Below are 19,909 nucleotides of genomic sequence, written 5' to 3'. Positions count from 1 at the left end.
CGCGCATGGCGCGGCAGGTTTTTTTTGCTGGCCCCGCCCAAACTGCGATTCGCATCGCAGCTTGGGATGGCCGATTATGGGCTGCCAGGCGGTCCGGTGGTCCGGCCGCCTCAGCTCAGCCAGCCTCAGCTCAGGGCTGCCTCGCAGCGGCCGCAGACACCAGCGTGGGAATGGGTGCCAACATCCGGCAGGATTTTCCAGCACCGCTGGCACTTATCGCCTTCAGCCTTTTCAAAAACCACCGAGATCCCGTCAACTTCGGGCATACGGAAGGCCTCTGCCGGGGCCGGGTCATTGGTGAGCGAGATGTCGGAGGTGATGCAGATATCGGCAAAATTCACCGATTTCAGCAGGTCCAGCACCTCTGGGTCGCGCACATGTACCACCGGATTTGCCTCCAGCGAGGCGCCGATCACCTTGTCGACGCGCTGCACTTCCAGCGCCGCTGTTACCACCCGGCGGGCCTGACGGATCTTGGCCCATTTGGCCGAAAGCGGCTCGTTCAGCCAATCCGCCGGGGTGTCGGGGATATCCACCAGATGCACCGAGCTGGCCTCGCCGGGGAAACGCTCCAGCCAGACCTCTTCCATGGTGAACACCAGGATTGGCGCCAACCAGGTGGTGAGCCGGTGGAACAGGATATCCAGCACCGTGCGGGCGGCGCGGGCATTCAGCGTATCGCCATCACAATACAGCGCATCCTTGCGCACATCAAAGTAGAAGGCGGAAAGATCAACGGTGGCAAAGGTAAAAATCGCCTGCCAGACACCGTTGAAATCAAAGGCTTGATAGCCGTTGCGGACCTGGTGATCCAGCTCGGCCAGTCGATGCAGCACCCATTGCTCCAGCTCGGGCATATCGCCAGCATCAACGCGCTGATCATCGGTAAAGTCATGCAGCGAGCCCAGCATATAGCGCATGGTGTTGCGCAAGCGGCGATAGCTGTCGGCGGTGCCTTTCAGGATCTCGGGGCCGATGCGCTGATCCGAGGTATAATCGGTCTGCGCCACCCAGAGCCGCAGGATATCGGCGCCGTATTGATTGACGATCTCCTCGGGGACGATGGTATTGCCCAGGGATTTGGACATCTTGTTGCCCTTGCCATCCAGGGTAAACCCATGGGTGACAACGTTTCTGTAAGGTGCACGGCCCTTGGTGCCGCAGGCCTGCAGCAGGGAGGAATGGAACCAGCCCCGGTGCTGGTCGGTGCCTTCCATATAGACATCGGCAATGCCATCTTCGGTGCCGTCTTTGCGGTCGCGCAGCACAAAGGCATGGGTTGAGCCGGAATCAAACCAGACGTCGAGCACGTCAAAGACCTGTTCCCACTCCTCCCCATTATACTCCGATCCCAGGAACCGCTCCTTGGCCCCCTGCGCATACCAGGCATCGGCGCCTTCGGTTTCAAAGGCTGCGACGATCCGGGCATTCACCGCATCATCGCGCAGCAAAAAGCCCTCATCCGTTGGCAACAGGCCCTTTTTCACAAAGCAGGTCAGCGGCACGCCCCAGGCGCGTTGACGCGACAGCACCCAGTCGGGGCGGGCTTCGATCATGGAATAGAGCCGGTTGCGGCCCTTTTGCGGGGTCCATTTCACCAGCTCGTCAATCGAGCGCAGGGCGCGTTCGCGGATGGTTGTGCCCATCTCGTCCTGACCATCGCCAACGGGGCGGTCAACGCTGGCAAACCACTGCGGCGTGTTGCGATAGATGATCGGCGCCTTGGAGCGCCAGGAATGCGGGTAGCTGTGTTTGATCTTGCCACGCGCCAGCAAGCCGCCGACCTCGACCAGCTTGTCGATCACCGCCTTGTTTGCATCGCCCTCGCCGCCCTTGCGGTTGAGGATATATTTGCCACCAAAGAACGGCAGATCAGCGCGGAAGCCGCCATCGTCCATCACGTTATAGGTGATGACCTGCTCGAGCATACCCAGATCGCGGTAAAGCTCAAATTCTTCCATCCCGTGGCTTGGCGCGCAGTGCACAAAGCCGGTGCCTTCTTCGTCGGTGACAAAAGGTGCGGCGCGGAAATCACGCGGCGCATCCCATTCGCCATTGCTGCCCTCTGCGCCAGCCAGCGGGTGCGACAGTTGCAGGTTTGCCAGCTCATCCGCAGGCACGGCGCGCACGCGGGTATACTGGCCCTCCTCCAGGCGGGCGCGGCTCATCACGTCAGCGGCCAGTTTGTCGGCCAGGATAAAACGGTCGCCTTTGGCGGCCCAGCATTCTTCCGGCGCGTCGGTGACCTCGTACAGGCCGTAGTCAAAGCTGTCGCCGTAAACGACAGCCTTGTTGGACGGCATGGTCCAGGGGGTGGTGGTCCAGATTACCACATGAGCGCCCGCCAGATCATCAGATCCGCCGGTGACGGCAAATTTCACCCAGACGGTAAAGCTTTCCTTGTCGTGATATTCCACCTCGGCCTCGGCCAGGGCGGTTTTTTCCACCGGCGACCACATCACCGGTTTCGAGCCCTGATACAGCGTGCCGTTCATCAGGAACTTCTGGAATTCCGCCGCGATCACCGCCTCGGCGTGGAAATCCATCGTCAGATAGGGATCAGCCCAGTTGCCGGTGATGCCAAGGCGCTTGAACTCTTCGCGCTGGATATCCACCCATTTGTCGGCAAAGGCGCGGCACTCCTGGCGGAACTCGACCACGTCAACGGCGTCTTTGTTCTTGCCCTTCTTGCGGTACTGTTCTTCGATCTTCCACTCGATGGGCAGGCCATGGCAATCCCAGCCCGGCACGTAGCGCGCGTCAAAGCCCATCATCTGGTGCGAGCGCACGATCATGTCCTTGATGGTCTTGTTCAAGGCGTGACCGATGTGCAGATGGCCGTTGGCATAGGGCGGCCCGTCATGCAGCGTGAAAGGCGTGCGCCCTGTCTTTTCGCGCAGCCGGTCATAGACGCCGATCTTGGCCCAGCGCTCCAGCCAGTGGGGCTCGCGCTTGGGCAGGCCCGCGCGCATGGGGAAATCCGTCTTTGGCAGGTTCAGGGTCTGTTTGTATTCAGGGGTATCAGCAGTGTCGGCGCACATGGGTGGCGTCCTTTGGATAATCGGTTCGGAAATCTGGATATTCGGTTCGGCGCGATGGCTCAAGCGCCTTTGCCCGGCGTCTCATATGATCAGAGCGCCGGGGATATAATTCGAATAATGATGGCCAGGATATCGGACATGCAGGCGTTATAGGACGACTATGAGCCGGGGTAAAGCAGGGTTGTACCCGCGCCGAGTATCGCAGCCGAAGCCCCCATCCCGTCACGGGTCATCTTGCCGGACTATGGGCGCAACAGGCCGCCACGGCATCTGTCCGAACAAGCCAAACTGTCTAACTTTGACAAGAGCATCACGCGCCACAACCGCAATCGCCAGATGCTGCACCTGATCCAGCTCCGCGGCCGAGGCCTGTAATTGCCCCGCCTCTGCAGACAGGCCTGAACAGGCCAGCCCCCACCGCCGCGCGCCGAATTAAGAGCGCCCGAGGCAAGGTTACCAGACCCCTAATTCGTTTCGCACGCGAAACCTTTGGGCAGTGTCCTTCCCGGCACGCCTCAGGCCTGAAACAGGCGGCCCACCCCATAGGCCAGCGCCGCTGCCGCGCCGCCAATTGCCAAGGTCTCAGCCCCGGAGCGCCACCAGGGCGTCAGGACCCAATGGCTTTTGAAGGCGCCAATAGCAAAGGTGGTGACAGATCCATCAATGGCCCCGTAGACCACATCCCGTAACCCCCCCCGCCCCGGAGGTCCTCCGATGCGGTCACTGATTTCCTGCGGGCTGTGACCGTGATCAACCATGGCGGGCTCCTTCTGCTCGGTCCTCTACATCTAATGGATCCCAGCCCATTTGCCTTGCGACAGATCAACGCCGCCCCTACCCATCAGCCGCTCAAACCCATATGTCGGGGCAGCAGCGGCACAGATCGCTGCGCAAAAGACCCAAGCGAGACACCCCATGACCGACGAGTTGCAGACCGACGCGTTCCAGACAGATGGCCCCCAGACAGATGGCCCTCAGACTGGCGATCACCCGATGAAACGCTTTGACATCACCGGATCAGAGATCGACCGGGTTGTGACCCTGTTCTACATCCGCATCCGGGCGCATCCAGAGCTGGGACCAATTTTTGCCCGCTATGTGGCAGACGCGGACTGGCCCGCGCACGAGGCCAAGATCGCCCGGTTCTGGCGCAATGCGATCCTGCGCGAAAAGAGCTATAGCGGGAACCCGATGCGGGTGCATGTCTCGCGCCCCGAGATTGAGGCGGATCACTTCCCACAGTGGCTTGGGCTGTTTCACCAGGTGCTGCGGGCTGAACTGCCCGCGCCGATTGCGCTGCAATGGGGCACCCTGGCGGACCGCATCGGCGAGGGCTTTCGCACCGGGATCGTAGCCATGCGCCAACCCAAGGACGCGCCGCCAAAACTATTCTAAGGCCAGGATTGACGCCAAATCTGGAAAAGATGGGTAAATAGCAATTTATCAATCAATTTTCATGCCATTCTGCCAAATAAAGTTGAACAAAGATAACTTTAAAAGCGCAAAACTGGCGTGATAGACCCTCCCCGCCGATGCAGCTCCTGTGAATAAATACGCCCTGCCTGGGGGTAACTCTTCTCAACCTGTGGAAAACAGGAGGGGTGCAGGCCAATCGCTCGCCCGCAGCCTGCCCCAGCTCGCAGCACGGGCCGCAGACCTCGCGCCCCATTGAAGCCCAAGCCGCCAGTGCAAAGGGCGGCAAAGCAACAGGCCCCGGCTGTTGCTGATACCCACAGCAGCTCCTTGCCCAGACGCCAGTTGAGGCCTGGGGCAAAAGGCATTGAAATTAATACTTTGTTCATACAACCCGCACCGCTACCCACAATCTGTGCACAGGTTGGTCCACAGGAGGTTTTCCGATCGCGGTCGGCAAGCAAGCGCATCTGGTATTGCAGGACCCGCGCTTCAGGACGGGATGTCGCAGCAAAAAATGGAAATCATTTGCGGCCAAACCCACCTCTGTGGAGCACAGCCGCCACAGCCAAATCTGCCGAAGCACACCCGAAAGAAACCATTTAAAATCAACAGCTCTCGCAGTGAAACTCATCCCGCCGGGCCTCTGCCCCTGTTTTGACTGCGAAGATCGGGGGGGGGGATTATCAAAGCTTTTACGCTTTCGAGGCCTGTTCGCGGCGAAACAGCCCTGCCAGGGCGCCTTTGATCACCCGACGGGTTGCCGGGCGGTGCGCCGGAGAAAAGGGTAAGGGGCGACAGACCTCCATCGCGGCGATGCCAACGCGGGCCGACAGGGCGCCATTGACCACCCCTTCGCCAAAACGGCGCGACAGTTTGGACAGGACCGAGCCGCCCAGAACCGACTCCAGGATATCATCCCCCGCAGCCACTGCTCCGGTGGCGGCGAGATGGGCCAGCACCGCGCGGGTCAACCGCCAGGAGCTGAACAGCCCCGAGCGCCCGCCATAGATCTGTGCCACCTGTCGGATCATCCGCACCGATGCCAGCAGCGCCACGGTGACATCAGCCAGCGCCAAGGGCACCAGCGCCGTCACCGTGGCAACCTGACGGGCGGCGGCCTCGACCTCTTGCAGGGCGCGGGCATCCAGCGGCAGCAGCAGCTCTTCTTCCGCCAGCATCAGCAGGGCATCGGCGTCCAGCACCTCCGCCTGACGCTCCGCAAGCCGGGCCAATTGCCAGGCCATATCCGGGCGTCCGGCATAAAAGCGCTCCAGCTTGGCGACATGTGTCTTGGCAGCGGCAAGATCGCTATGGGCCAGGGTCGCCCCCTGACGCAGCCCATCAACCCGTTTCAACCGGGCCAGCCCTGCCAGCTCGCGCAGCAGCATCACCAGCGCCAGTACCAGTACCAGCACCAGCCCGGCGCTGACCGCCCAGCCCAGCAGCGGCATCCGCGCCACCAGCCCAACAGCAAAATCCCAGGCTGCCAGAGACACCACAGTGCCCAGCAAACCCAGCACCAGCCCCCAGAACCAACGGCTCAGCCGTGACGCAGGTCGGGCCGCCAGACGCGCCGCCTGCTCCATCGCGGCAGGAGCTGCCGCCTGTGCCAGGTTCAGCAAAGGGTCAGGCACCGGCGGGGCCGCAGCCACATCCGGGGTCTGGGTGGTGTCATCCTGGTCCAGATCAAACAATACCGGTTTCTGGCTCATCCCTGTGGCTCCTGCTGTTGGGGGGCGTGCGGGTGGGGCTGCGCCTGCCAGGCCATGCGGACATCTGGCAGGCCTTCGTCATTCCCGCTTCCGTCGGTGCGGTCGGTTTCACAGAACCCTTCGCGCTGGTAAAAGCGCCGGGCGCCGGTATTGGCCACAAGGGTGCGCAGCCATAGCTCTGGTTGCGCCGCTTTGGCCTGCCGCAACAAAACCTTGCCCACCCCCTGCCCACGGGCGTCCGGTGCCAGATACAGGCTGCAGATCTCGGCCCCGTCGCGGGCCATAAAGCCAATCACCCGGCCATTTCTTTCGGCCACCGTGACCCAGCCGTAGTCAATCATCGCCTTACAAAAGCCAATCGTTTCCGCCTCTGAGTACAGCACCGGCATCCAGGGCGTATAGAGCGCAAAACGGTGTAGGATCCAGCCCGTGGTGCCCGCATCCAGCGCCGAGGCCGGACGCAGGCTGACGTTGTCAGGGAGCGGCTTGTTCACAGAGCGTCTCCGATCAGGAATTCGGCGGCCCGGTCCAGCCGGATATGGGGCGGCCCGTCCCCCGGCTTCAGGCTAAGCGCCGCCGGGGCAAACTGCATCGCCTGATAGTCGCCGTCCAGCCAATGCCGCGCCCCCTGACGCGCCGGTGACAGCAGCTGTGCAGGATCCGTCGGCAGGGCACCGGGGTAAAAGGCCGCCTGTTTGCCGGTCTCCAACAGCCGCCCGCGCACGCAGGCCAGCTCTGCCCCATTGTGGGGGCGCATTTCTTCGGTGGTGGCCCGCAGCGAGGCCAGCGCCAGCGCCGCTGTTTCGGCCCCGGCAAACTGCGCCCGGTCGCGTGCATCGCGGGTCAGAGCCTCGATGATGGCGGTCATCTGTGGGTGTTGCAGGTGGTGCAAATGGTCGGCCTTGGTGGCGGCAAAGAGGATTTTCTCAACCCGCTTGCCGCGCAGCAGCGAGGTCAGGAACCCGTTGCGGCCGGGGCGAAAGGCCGCCAGCACATCGCCCATGGCCAGACGCAGATCCTCGACCGCCTGCGGCCCGGAGTGAATGGCGCTGAGCACATCCACCAAAACCACCTGACGGTCAATACGGGTGAAATGATCGCGGAAAAACGGCTGTACCACCTTGGATTTATAAGCCTCGTAGCGGCGCTCCATCTCGCGCCACAGGCTACGGCGCGGCGCGGTCTCTTGTGGCGGCAAAGGGCCAAAGGTCAGCACCGGGGAGCCCTCCAGATCGCCGGGCAGCAAAAAGCGCCCCGGCGAGCAATCGTAAAACCCGGCCTGGCGCGCCGCGTGCAGGTAGCGGGTGAATTCCATCGCCAGCCGCTGCGCCTGAGGTTCATCATGGGGGGCATCCGCCGCAACCGTGGTCAGGGCTTGCAGGAAATCAGCCGCCATCTCGCGGGCGGGCAGCCGGTCCAGCACCTCGGCGGACCACTGGGCATAAGATTTATCCAAAAGCGCCAGGTCGAGCAGCCATTCGCCGGGGTAGTCGACGATATCCAGATGCAACCGGCGCGGCCCCTGAAAGCCGGACAACAGCCCCGAGGGACGCAGGGTGAGGCTGAGGCGCAATTCAGACACGGCGCGGGTGCTGGCAGGCCAGGAGGGCTGCGGGCCGGTCAGCGCCGCCAGATGGTCCTCGTAGGCAAAACGCGGCACGGTATCGTCGGGCTGAGGCTGCAGATAGGCGCTGTCGATGCGGCCCATGCGCGCCGCATTGAGTTGCAGCATACGGCCCCGGTTCAGCATGTTGGCCACCAGCGAGGTGATAAAGACCGTCTTGCCCGCCCGCGCCAGCCCCGTGACGCCAAGCCTGAGCGTCGGTTCAAAGAACCGCGAGGAGAGATTGCTGCCAAGACTGTCCAGCCCGCGCACCGCACCCTCGGTCAATGTCGATAATACCACCCGGCTCACCTGCTGTTGTTTGCTTGGCTCAAGATAGGCAGGCCGTGGTGGGGATTCCAGTGTGCCTGAACACTTGCCTCAGCCCTGTTGCCGGGTTACTTGCCCGCTCATGGCTCGTTTTGCTCTCAAAGTTGAATACCACGGAAAGCCCTTTGCCGGATGGCAGCGGCAGAAAGATCAGCCCTCGGTGCAGGGGGCGATCGAGGATGCGCTTGCCCGGCTGGAGCCCGGCCCCCATACCATTGCCGCGGCAGGCCGCACGGATACCGGCGTGCACGGGCTGGGACAGGTGGCCCATTGTGATCTGCAAAAATCCTGGACGCCCTTTCGCCTGACGGAGGCGCTGAATTTTCACCTGAAGCCCGCGCCGGTGGCCATTGTGGACTGCGCCGAGGTCGACCCGGAGTGGCATGCAAGGTTTTCCGCCATCGAGCGGCAGTATCTGTTTCGCATCCTGATCCGCCGGGCGCCCGCCACCCATGACGCGGGCCAGGTCTGGCAGGTCAACAATGACCTGGATGTCGACGCAATGCAGCAGGCCGCCAACCACCTGCTTGGCAATCATGATTTTACCACCTTCCGCTCGTCGATCTGTCAGGCGCAAAGCCCGCAGAAAACCCTGGATGAGCTGCGCATCGAGCGGGTCATGGGGCTGTCTGGCCCCGAAGTGCATTTCCACGTGCGGGCGCGCAGCTTTTTGCACAATCAGGTGCGCAGCTTTGTCGGCACATTGGAACGTGTTGGCGCCGGGGCCTGGGAGCCGCAGGATGTAAAATCCGCACTGGAAGCCTGTGACCGCGCCGCCTGTGGCCCGGTCTGCCCGGGCCATGGGCTGTATCTGGCGCGGGTTGGCTACCCCGAAGATCCCTTTGCCAGCCAAGCCTGACAGGCAATCCTTACAGGGCGTTCCTGACAGGCCATTCCTGACAGGGCGTTCCTGACAGGCCATTCCTGACAGCGCAATCCGGTCGCGTTTGACTGCGCGATGTGCAAGGCAGGCCCTGAATTCAGGCTTTGGGCGGATGCAGAACCAGTGTTTGCAGGGCCGTGGCCACCGGGCCTTGTTCGTCCTGCAGAACCGATTGGGACATGCCAATGCCGGTACTGTGCCAATGAGAAATCGATTCTGAGGCATGCCAGTCGCCAATGGGCTCGCGGTGCACATTGAGGGTGAGATCGGTATTCATGAAACCCATCGCGCTGGGGGCCGCATTCCAGGAAATGCCATTGCCGCAGTCGGCCAGCGCGCAGAGGGACTGAATTGGCGATTGTTCCTCCCCTTCCAGCAGGGTGGTGGTGCGCATCCAAAGCGTCTTTGGCCCTGGCTGCAGGCCAAACTCCGGTGGATAGGCCACATCCAGAAATTCGCCAAAATAGGGTTTGTCATGCAGACCCGCCCCAATGGAAAACTGCCCCGCTACAGCCTCGGCGCGGTTCAGCGGCACCACCGGCGCGGTTGGCACCGGGCCCAGATCCTTGCGTACCAGATGCATCGAGGTGCCCAGCGCGCACAGGCGGTTGTCGAGATCATGCACGGTGATCTGCGTGGTGGCCAATGTGCGGCTGTGCCGCGTGGTTTCAGCCGCAACCCGCAGCCCCGCCAGCGGCAGCGGGCGCAGAATATCCAGCGTCAACCGACAGAGCATCTTATCGGCGCCGACCTCGATCTCGGCGGCGCGAACCGCCAGGCCGGTGACCGGCCCGGCATGACAGTGATCGGCAGACCAGGGCCCGCGTGCCGGGTCGTTGCCCACAAAAACACCATCGGAGTTTTGCGAGAAGAACGGTGCCGCCGCGAGAGCCCTGGAGGTCATGCCTCAGACCTTTTCCTGGGTGTATTTCTTCAGCTCAACCCGTGCCACCTGGCGACGATGCACCGCATCTGGTCCATCGGCCAGACGCAGGGTGCGCACATGGGTCCAGGCTGTTGCCAGCGGGGTATCCTGGCTGACGCCCTGGCCGCCAAACATCTGCACCGCCTCATCAATGACTTTCAGCGCCACCCGTGGTGCCACCACCTTGATCTGGCTGATCCAGGGCGCGGCGGCACGGCCATCGCCCTGATCCATGTACCAGGCGGCCTTGAGGCAGAGCAGACGCGCCATTTCGATCTCCATGCGGCATTCCGCAACGATATCGTAATTGGCGCCCAGATGGGCCAGCTTCTTGCCAAAGGCTTCGCGTTGCAGCGAGCGTTTACACATCTGCTCCAGCGCGCTTTCGGCCTGACCGATGGCGCGCATACAGTGGTGGATCCGTCCAGGCCCAAGCCGCCCCTGGGCGATTTCAAAGCCGCGGCCTTCGCCCAGCAGGATACTATTGGCAGGCACCCGCACATTGGTGAAGCGGATATGCATATGGCCATGGGGCGCATCATCGTGGCCGTAGACCTCCATCGGGCGCAGCACTTCGATACCCGGCGTATCTGCGGGCACCACGATCATCGACTGACGCTGGTGCTTGGGCTGCTCTTCACCACCGGTTTTCACCATAACGATATAGACCTTGCAGCGCGGATCGCCCGCCCCGGAGGCCCACCATTTTTCGCCGTTCAGCACATAATCATCGCCGTCACGCACACAGGCCATCGACACATTGGTGGCATCAGAGGAGGCCACATCGGGTTCGGTCATCAGATAGGCAGAGCGGATCTTGCCCTCCAGAAGCGGGGCCAGCCACTGCTGTTTCATTGCCTCAGTGCCATAGCGCTCAAAGACTTCCATATTGCCGGTATCCGGCGCGGCGCAGTTGAACACCTCGGCGCCCAGCGGGGTCTTGCCCATTTCCTCGGCAAAATAGGCGTATTCCACGGTGGAGAGCCCAAAGCCCTTGTCACTGTCGGTGAGCCAGAAGTTCCACAGGCCCTCTGATTTGGCCTTGGCTTTCAGCCCTTCGAGGATTTCAGCCTGGCGCGGCGTATATTGCCAGCGGTCACCTTTGCCGATCTCGGCCTGATATTCCGCTTCCAGCGGCATGATCTCGTCGCGCACCATGGTGGCAACCCGCTCCAACAGCTGGCGGTTCTCTGCCCGCATGCCAAAATTCATATCCATTGAAATTCTCCTCCACTGCCACTTTCGCTCTTGTAAAAACCATGGCTTAGTCGCGCGACAACTGTCCAGCGCAATGACGGGACGTCATTGGCCCACACTGGAAAATAGACGGAAGGGAACAGCATGGCGTTATTGGTCAATATTGGACATGACGGATGGTATAGCGATAGCGAACTGGCCGCAGAGCTGCGCAATTTGGCCCCCGGTGCAGACATCCGCACCCTGGCAGACCCCGGCGATCTGGCAGATGTCACCATGTTGGCTGTGTCCGGGCTTGCCTCTGATCTGCCCGCCCAATTGCCCAATCTTGCATTGGTGCAAAAACTGGGTGCCGGGGTGGAAACCATCGTCGCCCACCCCGCCCTGGCGCCGCATGTGCAGGTCACCCGGTTAAAACCGCTGGAGCCCGCCCGCGAGATTGCCCAGTATTGCCTTGCCTATGTGCTGCAGGGGCAGCGCAATATCCTGGCCCATGCGGCCAATCAGGCCCGCGCCAGCTGGGAGCCTCTGGAACCAAAGCAAAACCACAAGACCCGCGTCGGGGTGCTGGGCATGGGGCATATCGGTGGCGAAACCGCCGCCCTGATGCGCGACCTCGGCTTTGAAGTCCACGGCTGGAGCCGCTCTGCCAAAGAGATGCAGGGCGTCACCTGCCACCATGGGGCTGCGGCGCTGGAACCAATGCTGGGCATCTGCGACTATATCTGCGCCATCCTGCCCTCCACTGGCGAAACCTGCGGGCTGATCAACGCGCAGACACTGGCAGCGATGAAGCAAGGCGCGACCTTCATCAACGCCGGGCGTGGCGATTTGGTGGATGAGGCGGCGCTGATTGCCGATCTGGATCGCGGCCATCTTGGCCATGCGGTGCTGGATGTGTTCTGCACCGAGCCCCTGCCTGCGCAGGATCCGCTGTGGTCGCATCCACAGGTCACCATCACACCGCATGTCTCGGGCTGGCACCTGGGCGAGGCGCTGCAGGATGTGGTGGAAAACTTCCGCCGCCTGAGCCTCGGCGAGGATCTGTTGCACGCAGTCGACCGGCAGCGGGGCTACTGACCCCACCGCCGGGGCGCCGCTAAAACAGCATTGATTTGACCGCCGCAAGCGCCGGGCCAAAGCGCAGCCAGCCCCCCAGCCCGGTCTGGACGGGCTGGCCATCTTTCCAGGTTGCCGCCACGGATAAGGCCTGCCAGTCCGCCGTCAGCGGGTTGCCGTTGAACAGGGTGAAATCCGCGCGTTTGCCAACCTCAATGGAGCCAATCAGCGCCTCCTGCCCCAGCTGCCGTGCAGCCTGGCGTGTCATCGCCGACAGGGCCTGATAGCGAGAGATCGCCTGATCCGGCGCGGTGACCGTCTGGCCTGATGCCGAAGCACGATCCACCGCCGTGCGCAGGGTGCGCAGCGCATCAATCGGCGAGGCGGGGTGATCGCCATGCAGCGTGGTGACCACCCCGGCGCGCATCGCCGTCCCCACCGGCATATAGCGATCTGCGCGTGCCCCCACAATATCCGGCAGCGCATCGCCGTAGTAATAGATATGGTCGACAAAAAAGCCGAGACTGATGCCCAGCGCCTTGGCCCGCTGAATCTGCGCGGCGGTGATCAGGGCATTATGTTCCAGCCGATGCGGCAGGCCAGGGTTTGGCCCGGCAGCCTCAAAGGCATCCAGAACCTCGTCGATGGCGCGTTCGCCCTGGCTGTGGACGGCAATCTGATGCCCGGCGCTCTGCAGGGCTGCGACCTTGGCGGCAAAATCGCCGGGGTCATGGTTCACCGGCCCCAGATGGCCATGCGGGATATGCATCCGTTCCGAGGTGAGGTCGCTGTGCTCATAGGCATCGGCAAAGGCCGCACCACCGGTAAAGGGGGAGCCATCCATCCAGAACTTGGTGCCCAGCACCCGGAAATCATCTGTGCCGCCCAGCGCCTTGCCCTGATGCGGCAGCAGATAGAGAAAGGCCCGCAGCGCTGGCTCGGTGGCGCCGATACGGCGCAGCAGCCCCACCGGGTCCGGGTGTTTGCCCACCGCCCCGGTGATGCCGATGGTGGTATAGCCTGCCTTGGCATAGGTGGTATATTCCTTGCGCACCAGGAGCTCGATCACCGCAGGATCTGCCGAGGGCATGGCGCCAAGGATAGCGTTCACCGCCTCCAGCTCGCGAAAGGCGCCGGTGGCGCGGCCGGTGGCATCGCGGATGATACCCGCGCGGCCTGCCTCTGCCTGCTGTGAAACCAAAGCGATTCCAGCCGCCTGCATCGCGGCGGTATTGGCAAAGACCTCATGCAGCATCTGGGTGATCACCACCAGCGGGCGGTCCGGCGCAATGGCGTCCAGCTCTGCCAGGGTTGGCGCGGACAGATCGGCGATGGCCACCGGATCCCAGCCATAGGCCACCAGCCAGGGGGTCAGCGCCCGGCCATCTGCCGCCTGCGCCAGGGTCTGCATCACCTCGGCGCGGCTGGCGTGGTGAAAGCCGCTGATATCCACCACAGCCCCAAGCAAGGCCGTGGCAATGGGATGGGTATGGGGCTCGATCAGCCCCGGCGTCAGCACCTGGCCCGCAAGGTCATGCACCGGCGCGCCGCTTGCCTGCAACTGTGCCAATGGGCCAACTGCGGTGATCACGCCATCCTCGACCAAAATCGCCTCGGGGCCGGGAGTCTCGGCCGCTGTGGCCATGGGGATGATTTCCCCACCGGTCAGAATCAGCCGGGAGGCAACCCGCTCGGGGCGCAGGAGATACCAGCCCAGCCCCGCCGCCAGCAGCCCCAGCACCAGCAGCCCTTTCAGAATTCGACCCAGCCATTTCATCGCGCAGCCCTCCCCGGCATTTGCCAACAGGATTGGAGCCGAGATGATTCCAAACAAGACTGACGTCGCGATAACGCTTGGGCTTAAGCGTGAATTTCGACCAGCCAGCACAACTTTGGCACCCATTGCGCACAGGTGGCCTATTCCCGTTTCTGATAGGTCAGCGCCTCAGCGCCATTGGATCGAATGCCCAGGGTTTCAGACCCGGGGATGACATCCGGGGCCAGAACTTTTGGGGCCGGAACTTTTGGGGCCTGGTTTTTGAGGGACTGGGTTTTGGGGGACTGGGTTTTGGAGAACTGGGGCAGCTTCATAGGCCCAGTCTAACCGGCTGGCTAACGGGCTGGCTAACGGGCTGGCTAACGGGCTGGCTAACGGGCTGGCTAACGGGCTGGCTAACGGGCTGGTAAACGGGCCGGGCGATCCGTCTCAACGCCGGCCAAGCAGATTTCTACAAACCAGAACGGGCCCCTCAGGGCCCGTCCAATTTAACAAATCTGCAGCGGCTCTAATCAGCCGCCTCGGCGTAGTCTTCCAGCGGCGGGCAGGTGCAGATCAGGTTGCGGTCGCCATAGGCATTGTCAACCCGGTTGACCGGTGGCCAATATTTGTCGACCCGGAAGGCACCGTGCGGGAAACAGCCCTGTTCGCGGCTGTAGGGGCGATCCCAGTCCTTCACCAGATCCTCCATGGTGTGCGGCGCATGTTTCAGCGGGTTGTTCTGCGCGTCAATTTTGCCGTCTTCAATGGCCTGCACCTCGGCGCGGATCGACAACATGGCCTCGACAAACCGGTCAAGCTCCGCCTTGGTCTCAGACTCGGTGGGTTCCACCATCAGGGTGCCCGCCACCGGCCAGCTCATGGTCGGGGCGTGAAAGCCGCTGTCGATCAGCCGTTTGGCCACATCATCCACGGTAACCCCCGCGCTGGCGTCAAAGGGTCGGGTATCCAGGATGCATTCATGCGCAACGCGCCCCGTTGGCCCCTTGTACAAAACGCCATAGGCCCCCTCCAGCCGTTTGGCGATATAGTTGGCGTTGAGGATTGCCACCTTGGTGGCCTGGGTCAGACCGGCGCCCCCCATCATCAGGCAATAGGCCCACGAGATCGTCAGGATCGACGCCGAACCATAGGGCGCCGCCGAGACCGGCCCCTGCTGCGCGCCGCCCTGTTCCGGGTGGCCCTGCTCAGGATGGCCTGGCAAATGCGCGCTCAGATGCGATTTCACCCCAATTGGCCCCATGCCGGGGCCACCGCCACCATGGGGAATGGCAAAGGTCTTGTGCAGGTTCAGGTGGCTGACATCGCCGCCCAGATCACCGGGACGGCTGAGACCCACCATGGCGTTCATATTGGCGCCGTCGATATAGACCTGACCGCCGTGATCATGGGTGATCTGGCAGATCTCATGCACGGTTTCCTCAAACACGCCGTGGGTGGAGGGATAGGTGATCATACAGGCGGCCAGATTGGCGCCATGTTTCTCGGCCTTGGCGCGGAAGTCATCCAGGTCGATATCGCCATTCTCCGCCGTTTTCACCACCACGACGGTCCAGCCCACCATCTGGGCCGAGGCCGGGTTGGTGCCATGGGCCGACATCGGGATCAGGCAGATATTGCGGTGCCCCTCGCCCTGTGCCCGATGATAGGCGGCAATGGTCAACAGGCCGGCATATTCGCCCTGCGCACCGGAATTGGGCTGCATCGAGATCGCATCATAGCCGGTGATCTGGCACAGTTTGGCCGACAGATCTGCAATGATCTCACCATATCCCACCAGCTGTGCAGCGGGGGCAAAGGGGTGGATATGGGCAAACTCGGGCCAGCTGAGCGGCATCATCTCGGCGGCGGCGTTCAGCTTCATGGTGCAGGAGCCCAGCGGGATCATCGCCCGGTCCAGGGCCAGATCACGATCCGCCAGGCGGCGCATATAGCGCATCATCTCGGTCTCGGCCCGGTTCATGTGGAAAATCGGATGGGTGAGGTAGTCGGATTTGCGATGCATATCCTGCGGCACCCGGTATTCCGGCGCCAGCTCATCATCCAGGCGGGTAATGCCAAAGGCGCGCCAGACGGCCTCGGTGGTGTCCCGCCGGGTGGTTTCATCCAGGGTGATGCCAATGCGGCTTTCACCAACGCGGCGCAGGTTGATGCCCTCATCCAGGGCCGATTTCATCACCGCCGCCTGCAGGGGGCCGACGTCTACGGTGATGGTGTCAAAAAAGCTCTGGGGATCGACCTTGAACCCGGCCTCCTCCAGCCCGCGGGCCAGACGCACGGTCTTGCGGTGGATCCGCTGGGCAATGGCCTTCAGCCCTTTGGGGCCGTGGAACACCGCATACATCGAGGCCATCACCGCCAGCAGTGCCTGCGCGGTGCAGACATTGGAGGTGGCTTTTTCGCGGCGGATATGCTGCTCGCGGGTTTGCAGCGACAGGCGGTAGGCCTTGTTGCCATGGGCATCAATCGACACCCCGACAATCCGCCCCGGCATTGCCCGTTTATAGGCGTCGCGCGTGGCCATATAGGCCGCGTGTGGGCCGCCTGCCCCCATGGGCACGCCAAAGCGCTGGGTTGAGCCAACGGCAATATCGACCCCCATGGCGCCCGGCTCTTTCAGCAGGGTCAGGGCCAGCGGGTCTGCGGCCACCACGCCAATGGCGCGGGCGGCGTGCAGGGCCTCCATCTGCGGAGTAAAGTCGCGCACATGGCCATAGGTGCCAGGATATTGGAACAGGGCGCCAAAGACCTGATCCGCCTGCATCTTGTCCGGGTTGCCGACAATCACCTCGATATCCAGCGGCCGCGCCCGGGTCTGCACCACGGCAATGGTCTGCGGGTGGCAGTCCCGGTCAACAAAAAACGCCTTTGCCTTGGATTTGGCCAGCCGCTGCGCCATGGTCATCGCCTCGGCGGCGGCGGTGCCCTCGTCCAACAACGAGGCATTGGCCACTTCCAGCCCGGTGAGGTCAGAGATCATCGTCTGGAAGTTCAACAATGCCTCAAGCCGCCCCTGGGAAATCTCGGGCTGATAGGGCGTATAAGCCGTGTACCAGGCGGGGTTTTCCAGAATATTGCGCTGGATCGCCGGCGGCGTCACCGTGCCATGGTAGCCCTGCCCGATAAGCGAGGTCATCACCTGATTCTTGTTTGCCACTTCGCGCATGTGAAACAGCAGCTCGCGCTCTGACAGCGGGCGGCCAAACTCCAGCGCCGCAGCCTGACGGATCGAGGCCGGAACCGTGTCCTCTATCAGCGCCTCAAGGCTCTCGACACCGATAACCTCCAGCATGGCCTCCATCTCTTCGGGAGAGGGGCCAATGTGGCGGCGGTTGGCAAAATCATAGGGAAGATAGTCAATCGGGGTGAAAGGCATCACAGGGGTCCTGTCTGTTCAGGGCGGGTCAGAGCGGGTCAATGCAGGGGAAAACCCTGCGGAGCGGGGCAGCAGATCGCGGGCAAAAGGGGGCATTCGGGCAAACCCGTCTGCCTGATCAAAGCGATCAAAGCCCTCTGCTGCTGGTATGCAAAACCCGCCGAACCAGGGGCGCGACGGGCTGTGGATCTTATCCGATGAAGCTCTTGTAGGCAGCTTCTTCCATGTAGTCGTCCATCGGCGACAGGTCCTCGACCTTGAGCTTGAAGAACCAGGCATCCCCCTGTGGGTCGTCATTCACCTTGCCCGGAGTTTCGGTCAGGGCCTCGTTGATCTCGACCACTTCGCCGTCCAGCGGCGACAGGATGTCAGAGGCCGCCTTGACCGATTCAATCACCACGATCTCATCGTCTTTGGTAAATTCGTCGCCAACCTCGGGCAGCTCAATAAAGACCACATCGCCCAGCTGCTCGGCAGCATGGGCGGTGATGCCCACAGTCACAATATCGCCGTCCACATCGAGCCATTCGTGTTCTTCGGTAAATTTCATCGTCGTCATCCCGTCATGCTTGCCCCGGAGCACCTTGCCCGGTGGTTTGATCTGGCCTTCCAGCCCCCAAAGGGGATCTGGAAACTTGGGCCGGCTTGATCAGTGGGATCTGGTCAAGTCTCTCCGGCATCCCCGCGCGCGCAAAAGCCCGCACAGTTTGATGCCCCCTCTGTCCGGTTGCCTGAGATCGTTATCCCTTCGGCGGCGCGGGCTCTCCCCGCGCTCTCTCCAGAGTCTTTTGCGTATAAGGTCCCTGCTGCCTGAGAGTTTCCGGGGCGGTTGCTCCTTCGGCACCGGGCTTGCGCACAGACCCCAAAGGTCCCTCTGCGCAGCGACGGTTCTCCCATATACACAAGGCCATAGGTACCAGCGCGCCGGGGCGCGTTCAAGACGCAAATACGTCCCATCTTGTCGCTTTTACTCATAATCATCCTGAGCACTGCAAAAAGAAATTCAGAACAGGTTGAAATACTCCGCCTGCTCCCACTCGCTGACGGTGTTGAGGTAGCGATCCCATTCAAACCGTTTCAACTGCGACAGATAGCTGACAAACTCTGCCCCCAGGGTATCGGCAAACAGATCCGAGCTGGCAAAGCTCTCCAGCGCCTGTCCCAATGAGCGCGGCAGCCGCGCGGCGGTGCTGTCATAGGGCGAGGTGGTTGGCGCCGGCGCCTGCAGCCCCGCCGCCATCCCGGCAGAGCCTGCAAGGATCTGCGCCGCAATGGCAAAATAGGGATTGGCCGAGCTGTCAGGGGCGCGGTTTTCAATCCTTGAGGCGGCATCGCCCGGCTGCATCAGGGCGCGCAGCATGGCGCCGCGATTGTCCAGCCCCCACTGAATGCGATCCGGCGCCAGTTGAAAGGGCAGATAGCGTTTGTAGCTGTTCACCGTTGGCGCGATCATCACAGAGGAGGCCGCAGCATGGGTCAGCAACCCGGCAATCCAGCCAGAGGCCTGCGGGGTGAGACTGCCATCGGCACCCGGCTCAAACAGATTGCGCCCGGTGCTGCGCTCCAGCAGCGACTGATGCAGGTGCCAGCCATTGGCCATCGCGTTTTCCAGGCGTGGTTTTGCCATGAAACTGGCGTGCAGCCCGGCGCGGGCGCAGACCTCTTTGACCATGGTGCGGAACATCACCATGGCATTGGCCTGCTGCAGCGCCGGCAGCGGCGCAAAGGTGAATTCAAACTGGCTTGGCCCCATCTCGATCTCAACCGAGCGGACCTGCAGCCCCAGGCCCTGCGCCATGCGTCGGATGTCATCCAGCACCGCCTCACAGTCGCTGTAACGGCTCTCGGTCAGAAACTGGTGGCCCTGGGTCAGATTGCGGGTTGTCACCGGCGCGCCGGGCATGGTGCTTTGGCTGTGGTCCAGCGCCGCATCCACCCGTTCAAAGATCTGAAACTCCACCTCCAGGCCAAAAATCGCCTCCAGCCCCTGGGCATCCAGACCGGCAATGGCCTGGCGCAGCACCTGGGCTGAGGAAAAACTGATGGGGCTGCCATCGGTCTGCACCGGATCGCACAGGATCCAGGCGGAATGCGGCGACCAGGGCAGCACCCGAAAGGTTTCGGGGCGCGGCACCAACAGCACATCTCCTGCGCCGCGCATGGGCACAAAATCGCCGCCACCGCCCTGCTCGGCCTCCCAGACCGCAAAGGCAGTGCGATGCGAGGTGTCCTTTAGCAGCAGCGTCGAGGGCATATTGAGCCCGGCGCGAAACAGCCCCCGAAAGGCCTCCGCCACCAGGGTCTTGCCCCGCAAAATGCCATGCTGGTCGGCAAACAGCACCCGAAGCGTTTCCACCCCTGCCGATTTTGCCGCGTCAAGAACCTCGCCTGCCCGCTGTTGCGCTTCTGGATCGAGCAGCCCTGCTCGTGCCAGTCGTCCCGTTGCCAGATCATATGTCATTGCGTCATTCAGTTCCTTTGCCGGGGCCAGTCCACTTGAGGGGCCAGTCCAGGGGCATCCTGCCGCTGTGCGGCTCCCGCGTCACTCCCAAAAACACCCCCCCCTACAGCCCCCCGTCAGACCTGCCGT

Annotated in this window: 15 protein-coding genes and 1 riboswitch; of the genes, 3 read left to right on the top strand and 12 right to left on the bottom strand. The window is 62.5% G+C overall.

Going from position 1 to position 19,909, the window contains the following annotated elements:
• Positions 1 to 125 precede the first annotated feature (125 nt).
• Both ileS and ARCT_RS0106405 read right to left on the bottom strand, forming a co-directional pair.
• Complete coding sequence (ileS, locus tag ARCT_RS0106410; protein WP_027239317.1) at positions 126 to 3,041, bottom strand: isoleucine--tRNA ligase; 2,916 nt, start codon at positions 3,039 to 3,041, stop codon at positions 126 to 128.
• A 515-nt stretch (positions 3,042 to 3,556) separates the two neighbouring features.
• Complete coding sequence (locus tag ARCT_RS0106405) at positions 3,557 to 3,799, bottom strand: VIT1/CCC1 transporter family protein (protein ID WP_027239316.1); 243 nt, start codon at positions 3,797 to 3,799, stop codon at positions 3,557 to 3,559.
• Positions 3,800 to 4,034: 235 nt separating this feature from the next.
• On the opposite strand from ARCT_RS0106405, the gene ARCT_RS0106400 reads away from it, so the two are divergent.
• On the top strand, positions 4,035 to 4,436 hold the full coding sequence (locus tag ARCT_RS0106400; RefSeq protein WP_027239315.1) for a group III truncated hemoglobin: 402 nt from the start codon (positions 4,035 to 4,037) through the stop codon (positions 4,434 to 4,436).
• Between the two features lie 713 nt (positions 4,437 to 5,149).
• Here the strand turns inward: ARCT_RS0106400 and ARCT_RS0106395 are convergent.
• From ARCT_RS0106395 to ARCT_RS0106385, 3 genes are read right to left on the bottom strand one after another with little or no spacing between them, the layout of a single operon-like run.
• Positions 5,150 to 6,169 carry a YcjF family protein gene (locus ARCT_RS0106395; RefSeq protein ID WP_027239314.1) on the bottom strand — a complete coding sequence of 340 codons (1,020 nt, stop codon included), beginning with the start codon at positions 6,167 to 6,169 and terminating at the stop codon, positions 5,150 to 5,152.
• Entirely contained in the window at positions 6,166 to 6,663 is a 498-nt protein-coding gene (locus ARCT_RS25560; RefSeq protein WP_036784521.1) for a GNAT family N-acetyltransferase, read from the bottom strand. The genes ARCT_RS0106395 and ARCT_RS25560 overlap by 4 nt, the downstream gene beginning before the upstream one ends.
• Positions 6,660 to 8,075 carry a YcjX family GTP-binding protein gene (locus tag ARCT_RS0106385; RefSeq protein ID WP_027239313.1) on the bottom strand — a complete coding sequence of 472 codons (1,416 nt, stop codon included), beginning with the start codon at positions 8,073 to 8,075 and terminating at the stop codon, positions 6,660 to 6,662. The genes ARCT_RS25560 and ARCT_RS0106385 overlap by 4 nt, the downstream gene beginning before the upstream one ends.
• Positions 8,076 to 8,184: 109 nt before the next feature.
• Between ARCT_RS0106385 and truA the strand changes: the two genes are divergently transcribed.
• Positions 8,185 to 8,961 carry a tRNA pseudouridine(38-40) synthase TruA gene (gene truA, locus ARCT_RS0106380; protein WP_027239312.1) on the top strand — a complete coding sequence of 259 codons (777 nt, stop codon included), beginning with the start codon at positions 8,185 to 8,187 and terminating at the stop codon, positions 8,959 to 8,961.
• A 121-nt stretch (positions 8,962 to 9,082) separates the two neighbouring features.
• Here the strand turns inward: truA and ARCT_RS0106375 are convergent, their stop codons facing one another.
• Together ARCT_RS0106375 and ARCT_RS0106370 are read right to left on the bottom strand one after the other, a co-directional pair.
• On the bottom strand, positions 9,083 to 9,889 hold the full coding sequence (locus tag ARCT_RS0106375; protein ID WP_027239311.1) for a thioesterase family protein: 807 nt from the start codon (positions 9,887 to 9,889) through the stop codon (positions 9,083 to 9,085).
• Positions 9,890 to 9,892: 3 nt separating this feature from the next.
• Positions 9,893 to 11,128 carry an acyl-CoA dehydrogenase family protein gene (locus ARCT_RS0106370; protein ID WP_027239310.1) on the bottom strand — a complete coding sequence of 412 codons (1,236 nt, stop codon included), beginning with the start codon at positions 11,126 to 11,128 and terminating at the stop codon, positions 9,893 to 9,895.
• A gap of 123 nt (positions 11,129 to 11,251) precedes the next feature.
• Between ARCT_RS0106370 and ARCT_RS0106365 the strand changes: the two genes are divergently transcribed.
• Positions 11,252 to 12,187 carry a 2-hydroxyacid dehydrogenase gene (locus ARCT_RS0106365; protein WP_027239309.1) on the top strand — a complete coding sequence of 312 codons (936 nt, stop codon included), beginning with the start codon at positions 11,252 to 11,254 and terminating at the stop codon, positions 12,185 to 12,187.
• 19 nt (positions 12,188 to 12,206) lie between these two features.
• On the opposite strand, the gene ARCT_RS0106360 is transcribed toward ARCT_RS0106365, so the two are convergent.
• From ARCT_RS0106360 to ARCT_RS0106340, 5 genes are all read right to left on the bottom strand, one after another.
• The gene (locus ARCT_RS0106360; RefSeq protein WP_027239308.1) at positions 12,207 to 13,943 is read right to left on the bottom strand and encodes an amidohydrolase; all 1,737 of its coding nucleotides are present in this window, start codon (positions 13,941 to 13,943) and stop codon (positions 12,207 to 12,209) included.
• A gap of 140 nt (positions 13,944 to 14,083) precedes the next feature.
• Positions 14,084 to 14,257 (bottom strand): hypothetical protein, encoded by a 174-nt coding sequence (locus tag ARCT_RS27905; protein ID WP_154665320.1) that lies wholly within the window; start codon positions 14,255 to 14,257, stop codon positions 14,084 to 14,086.
• Positions 14,258 to 14,451: 194 nt separating this feature from the next.
• Positions 14,452 to 17,319, bottom strand: a complete 2,868-nt coding sequence (gene gcvP, locus ARCT_RS0106350) for an aminomethyl-transferring glycine dehydrogenase (RefSeq protein ID WP_027239307.1) — start codon at positions 17,317 to 17,319, stop codon at positions 14,452 to 14,454.
• A gap of 190 nt (positions 17,320 to 17,509) precedes the next feature.
• On the bottom strand, positions 17,510 to 17,869 hold the full coding sequence (gene gcvH, locus ARCT_RS0106345) for a glycine cleavage system protein GcvH (RefSeq protein WP_027239306.1): 360 nt from the start codon (positions 17,867 to 17,869) through the stop codon (positions 17,510 to 17,512).
• A gap of 159 nt (positions 17,870 to 18,028) precedes the next feature.
• A riboswitch (glycine riboswitch) is annotated at positions 18,029 to 18,111 on the bottom strand.
• Between the two features lie 211 nt (positions 18,112 to 18,322).
• A complete protein-coding gene (locus tag ARCT_RS0106340; protein WP_027239305.1) occupies positions 18,323 to 19,780 on the bottom strand; it encodes a glutamine synthetase family protein in 1,458 nt (485 codons plus the stop codon).
• Between the last annotated feature and the right edge of the window lie 129 nt (positions 19,781 to 19,909).

The organism is Pseudophaeobacter arcticus DSM 23566, from assembly GCF_000473205.1.
GTDB classification, from domain to species: domain Bacteria; phylum Pseudomonadota; class Alphaproteobacteria; order Rhodobacterales; family Rhodobacteraceae; genus Pseudophaeobacter; species Pseudophaeobacter arcticus.
Note: the sequence above shows the minus strand (reverse complement) of the source record. Positions and strands in the feature narration are given on the sequence as shown.

Bases quoted from the DNA above. Each gene is read 5' to 3' on its own strand.
- ileS (WP_027239317.1), bottom strand. From the start codon at position 3,041: ATGTGCGCCGACACTGCTGATACCCCTGAATACAAACAGACCCTGAAC.
- ARCT_RS0106405 (WP_027239316.1), bottom strand. From the start codon at position 3,799: ATGGTTGATCACGGTCACAGCCCGCAGGAAATCAGTGACCGCATCGGA.
- ARCT_RS0106400 (WP_027239315.1), top strand. From the start codon at position 4,035: ATGAAACGCTTTGACATCACCGGATCAGAGATCGACCGGGTTGTGACC.
- ARCT_RS0106395 (WP_027239314.1), bottom strand. From the start codon at position 6,169: ATGAGCCAGAAACCGGTATTGTTTGATCTGGACCAGGATGACACCACC.
- truA (WP_027239312.1), top strand. From the start codon at position 8,185: ATGGCTCGTTTTGCTCTCAAAGTTGAATACCACGGAAAGCCCTTTGCC.
- ARCT_RS0106375 (WP_027239311.1), bottom strand. From the start codon at position 9,889: ATGACCTCCAGGGCTCTCGCGGCGGCACCGTTCTTCTCGCAAAACTCC.
- ARCT_RS0106370 (WP_027239310.1), bottom strand. From the start codon at position 11,128: ATGGATATGAATTTTGGCATGCGGGCAGAGAACCGCCAGCTGTTGGAG.
- ARCT_RS0106365 (WP_027239309.1), top strand. From the start codon at position 11,252: ATGGCGTTATTGGTCAATATTGGACATGACGGATGGTATAGCGATAGC.
- ARCT_RS0106360 (WP_027239308.1), bottom strand. From the start codon at position 13,943: ATGAAATGGCTGGGTCGAATTCTGAAAGGGCTGCTGGTGCTGGGGCTG.
- ARCT_RS27905 (WP_154665320.1), bottom strand. From the start codon at position 14,257: ATGAAGCTGCCCCAGTTCTCCAAAACCCAGTCCCCCAAAACCCAGTCC.
- gcvP (WP_027239307.1), bottom strand. From the start codon at position 17,319: ATGCCTTTCACCCCGATTGACTATCTTCCCTATGATTTTGCCAACCGC.
- gcvH (WP_027239306.1), bottom strand. From the start codon at position 17,869: ATGAAATTTACCGAAGAACACGAATGGCTCGATGTGGACGGCGATATT.
- ARCT_RS0106340 (WP_027239305.1), bottom strand. From the start codon at position 19,780: ATGACATATGATCTGGCAACGGGACGACTGGCACGAGCAGGGCTGCTC.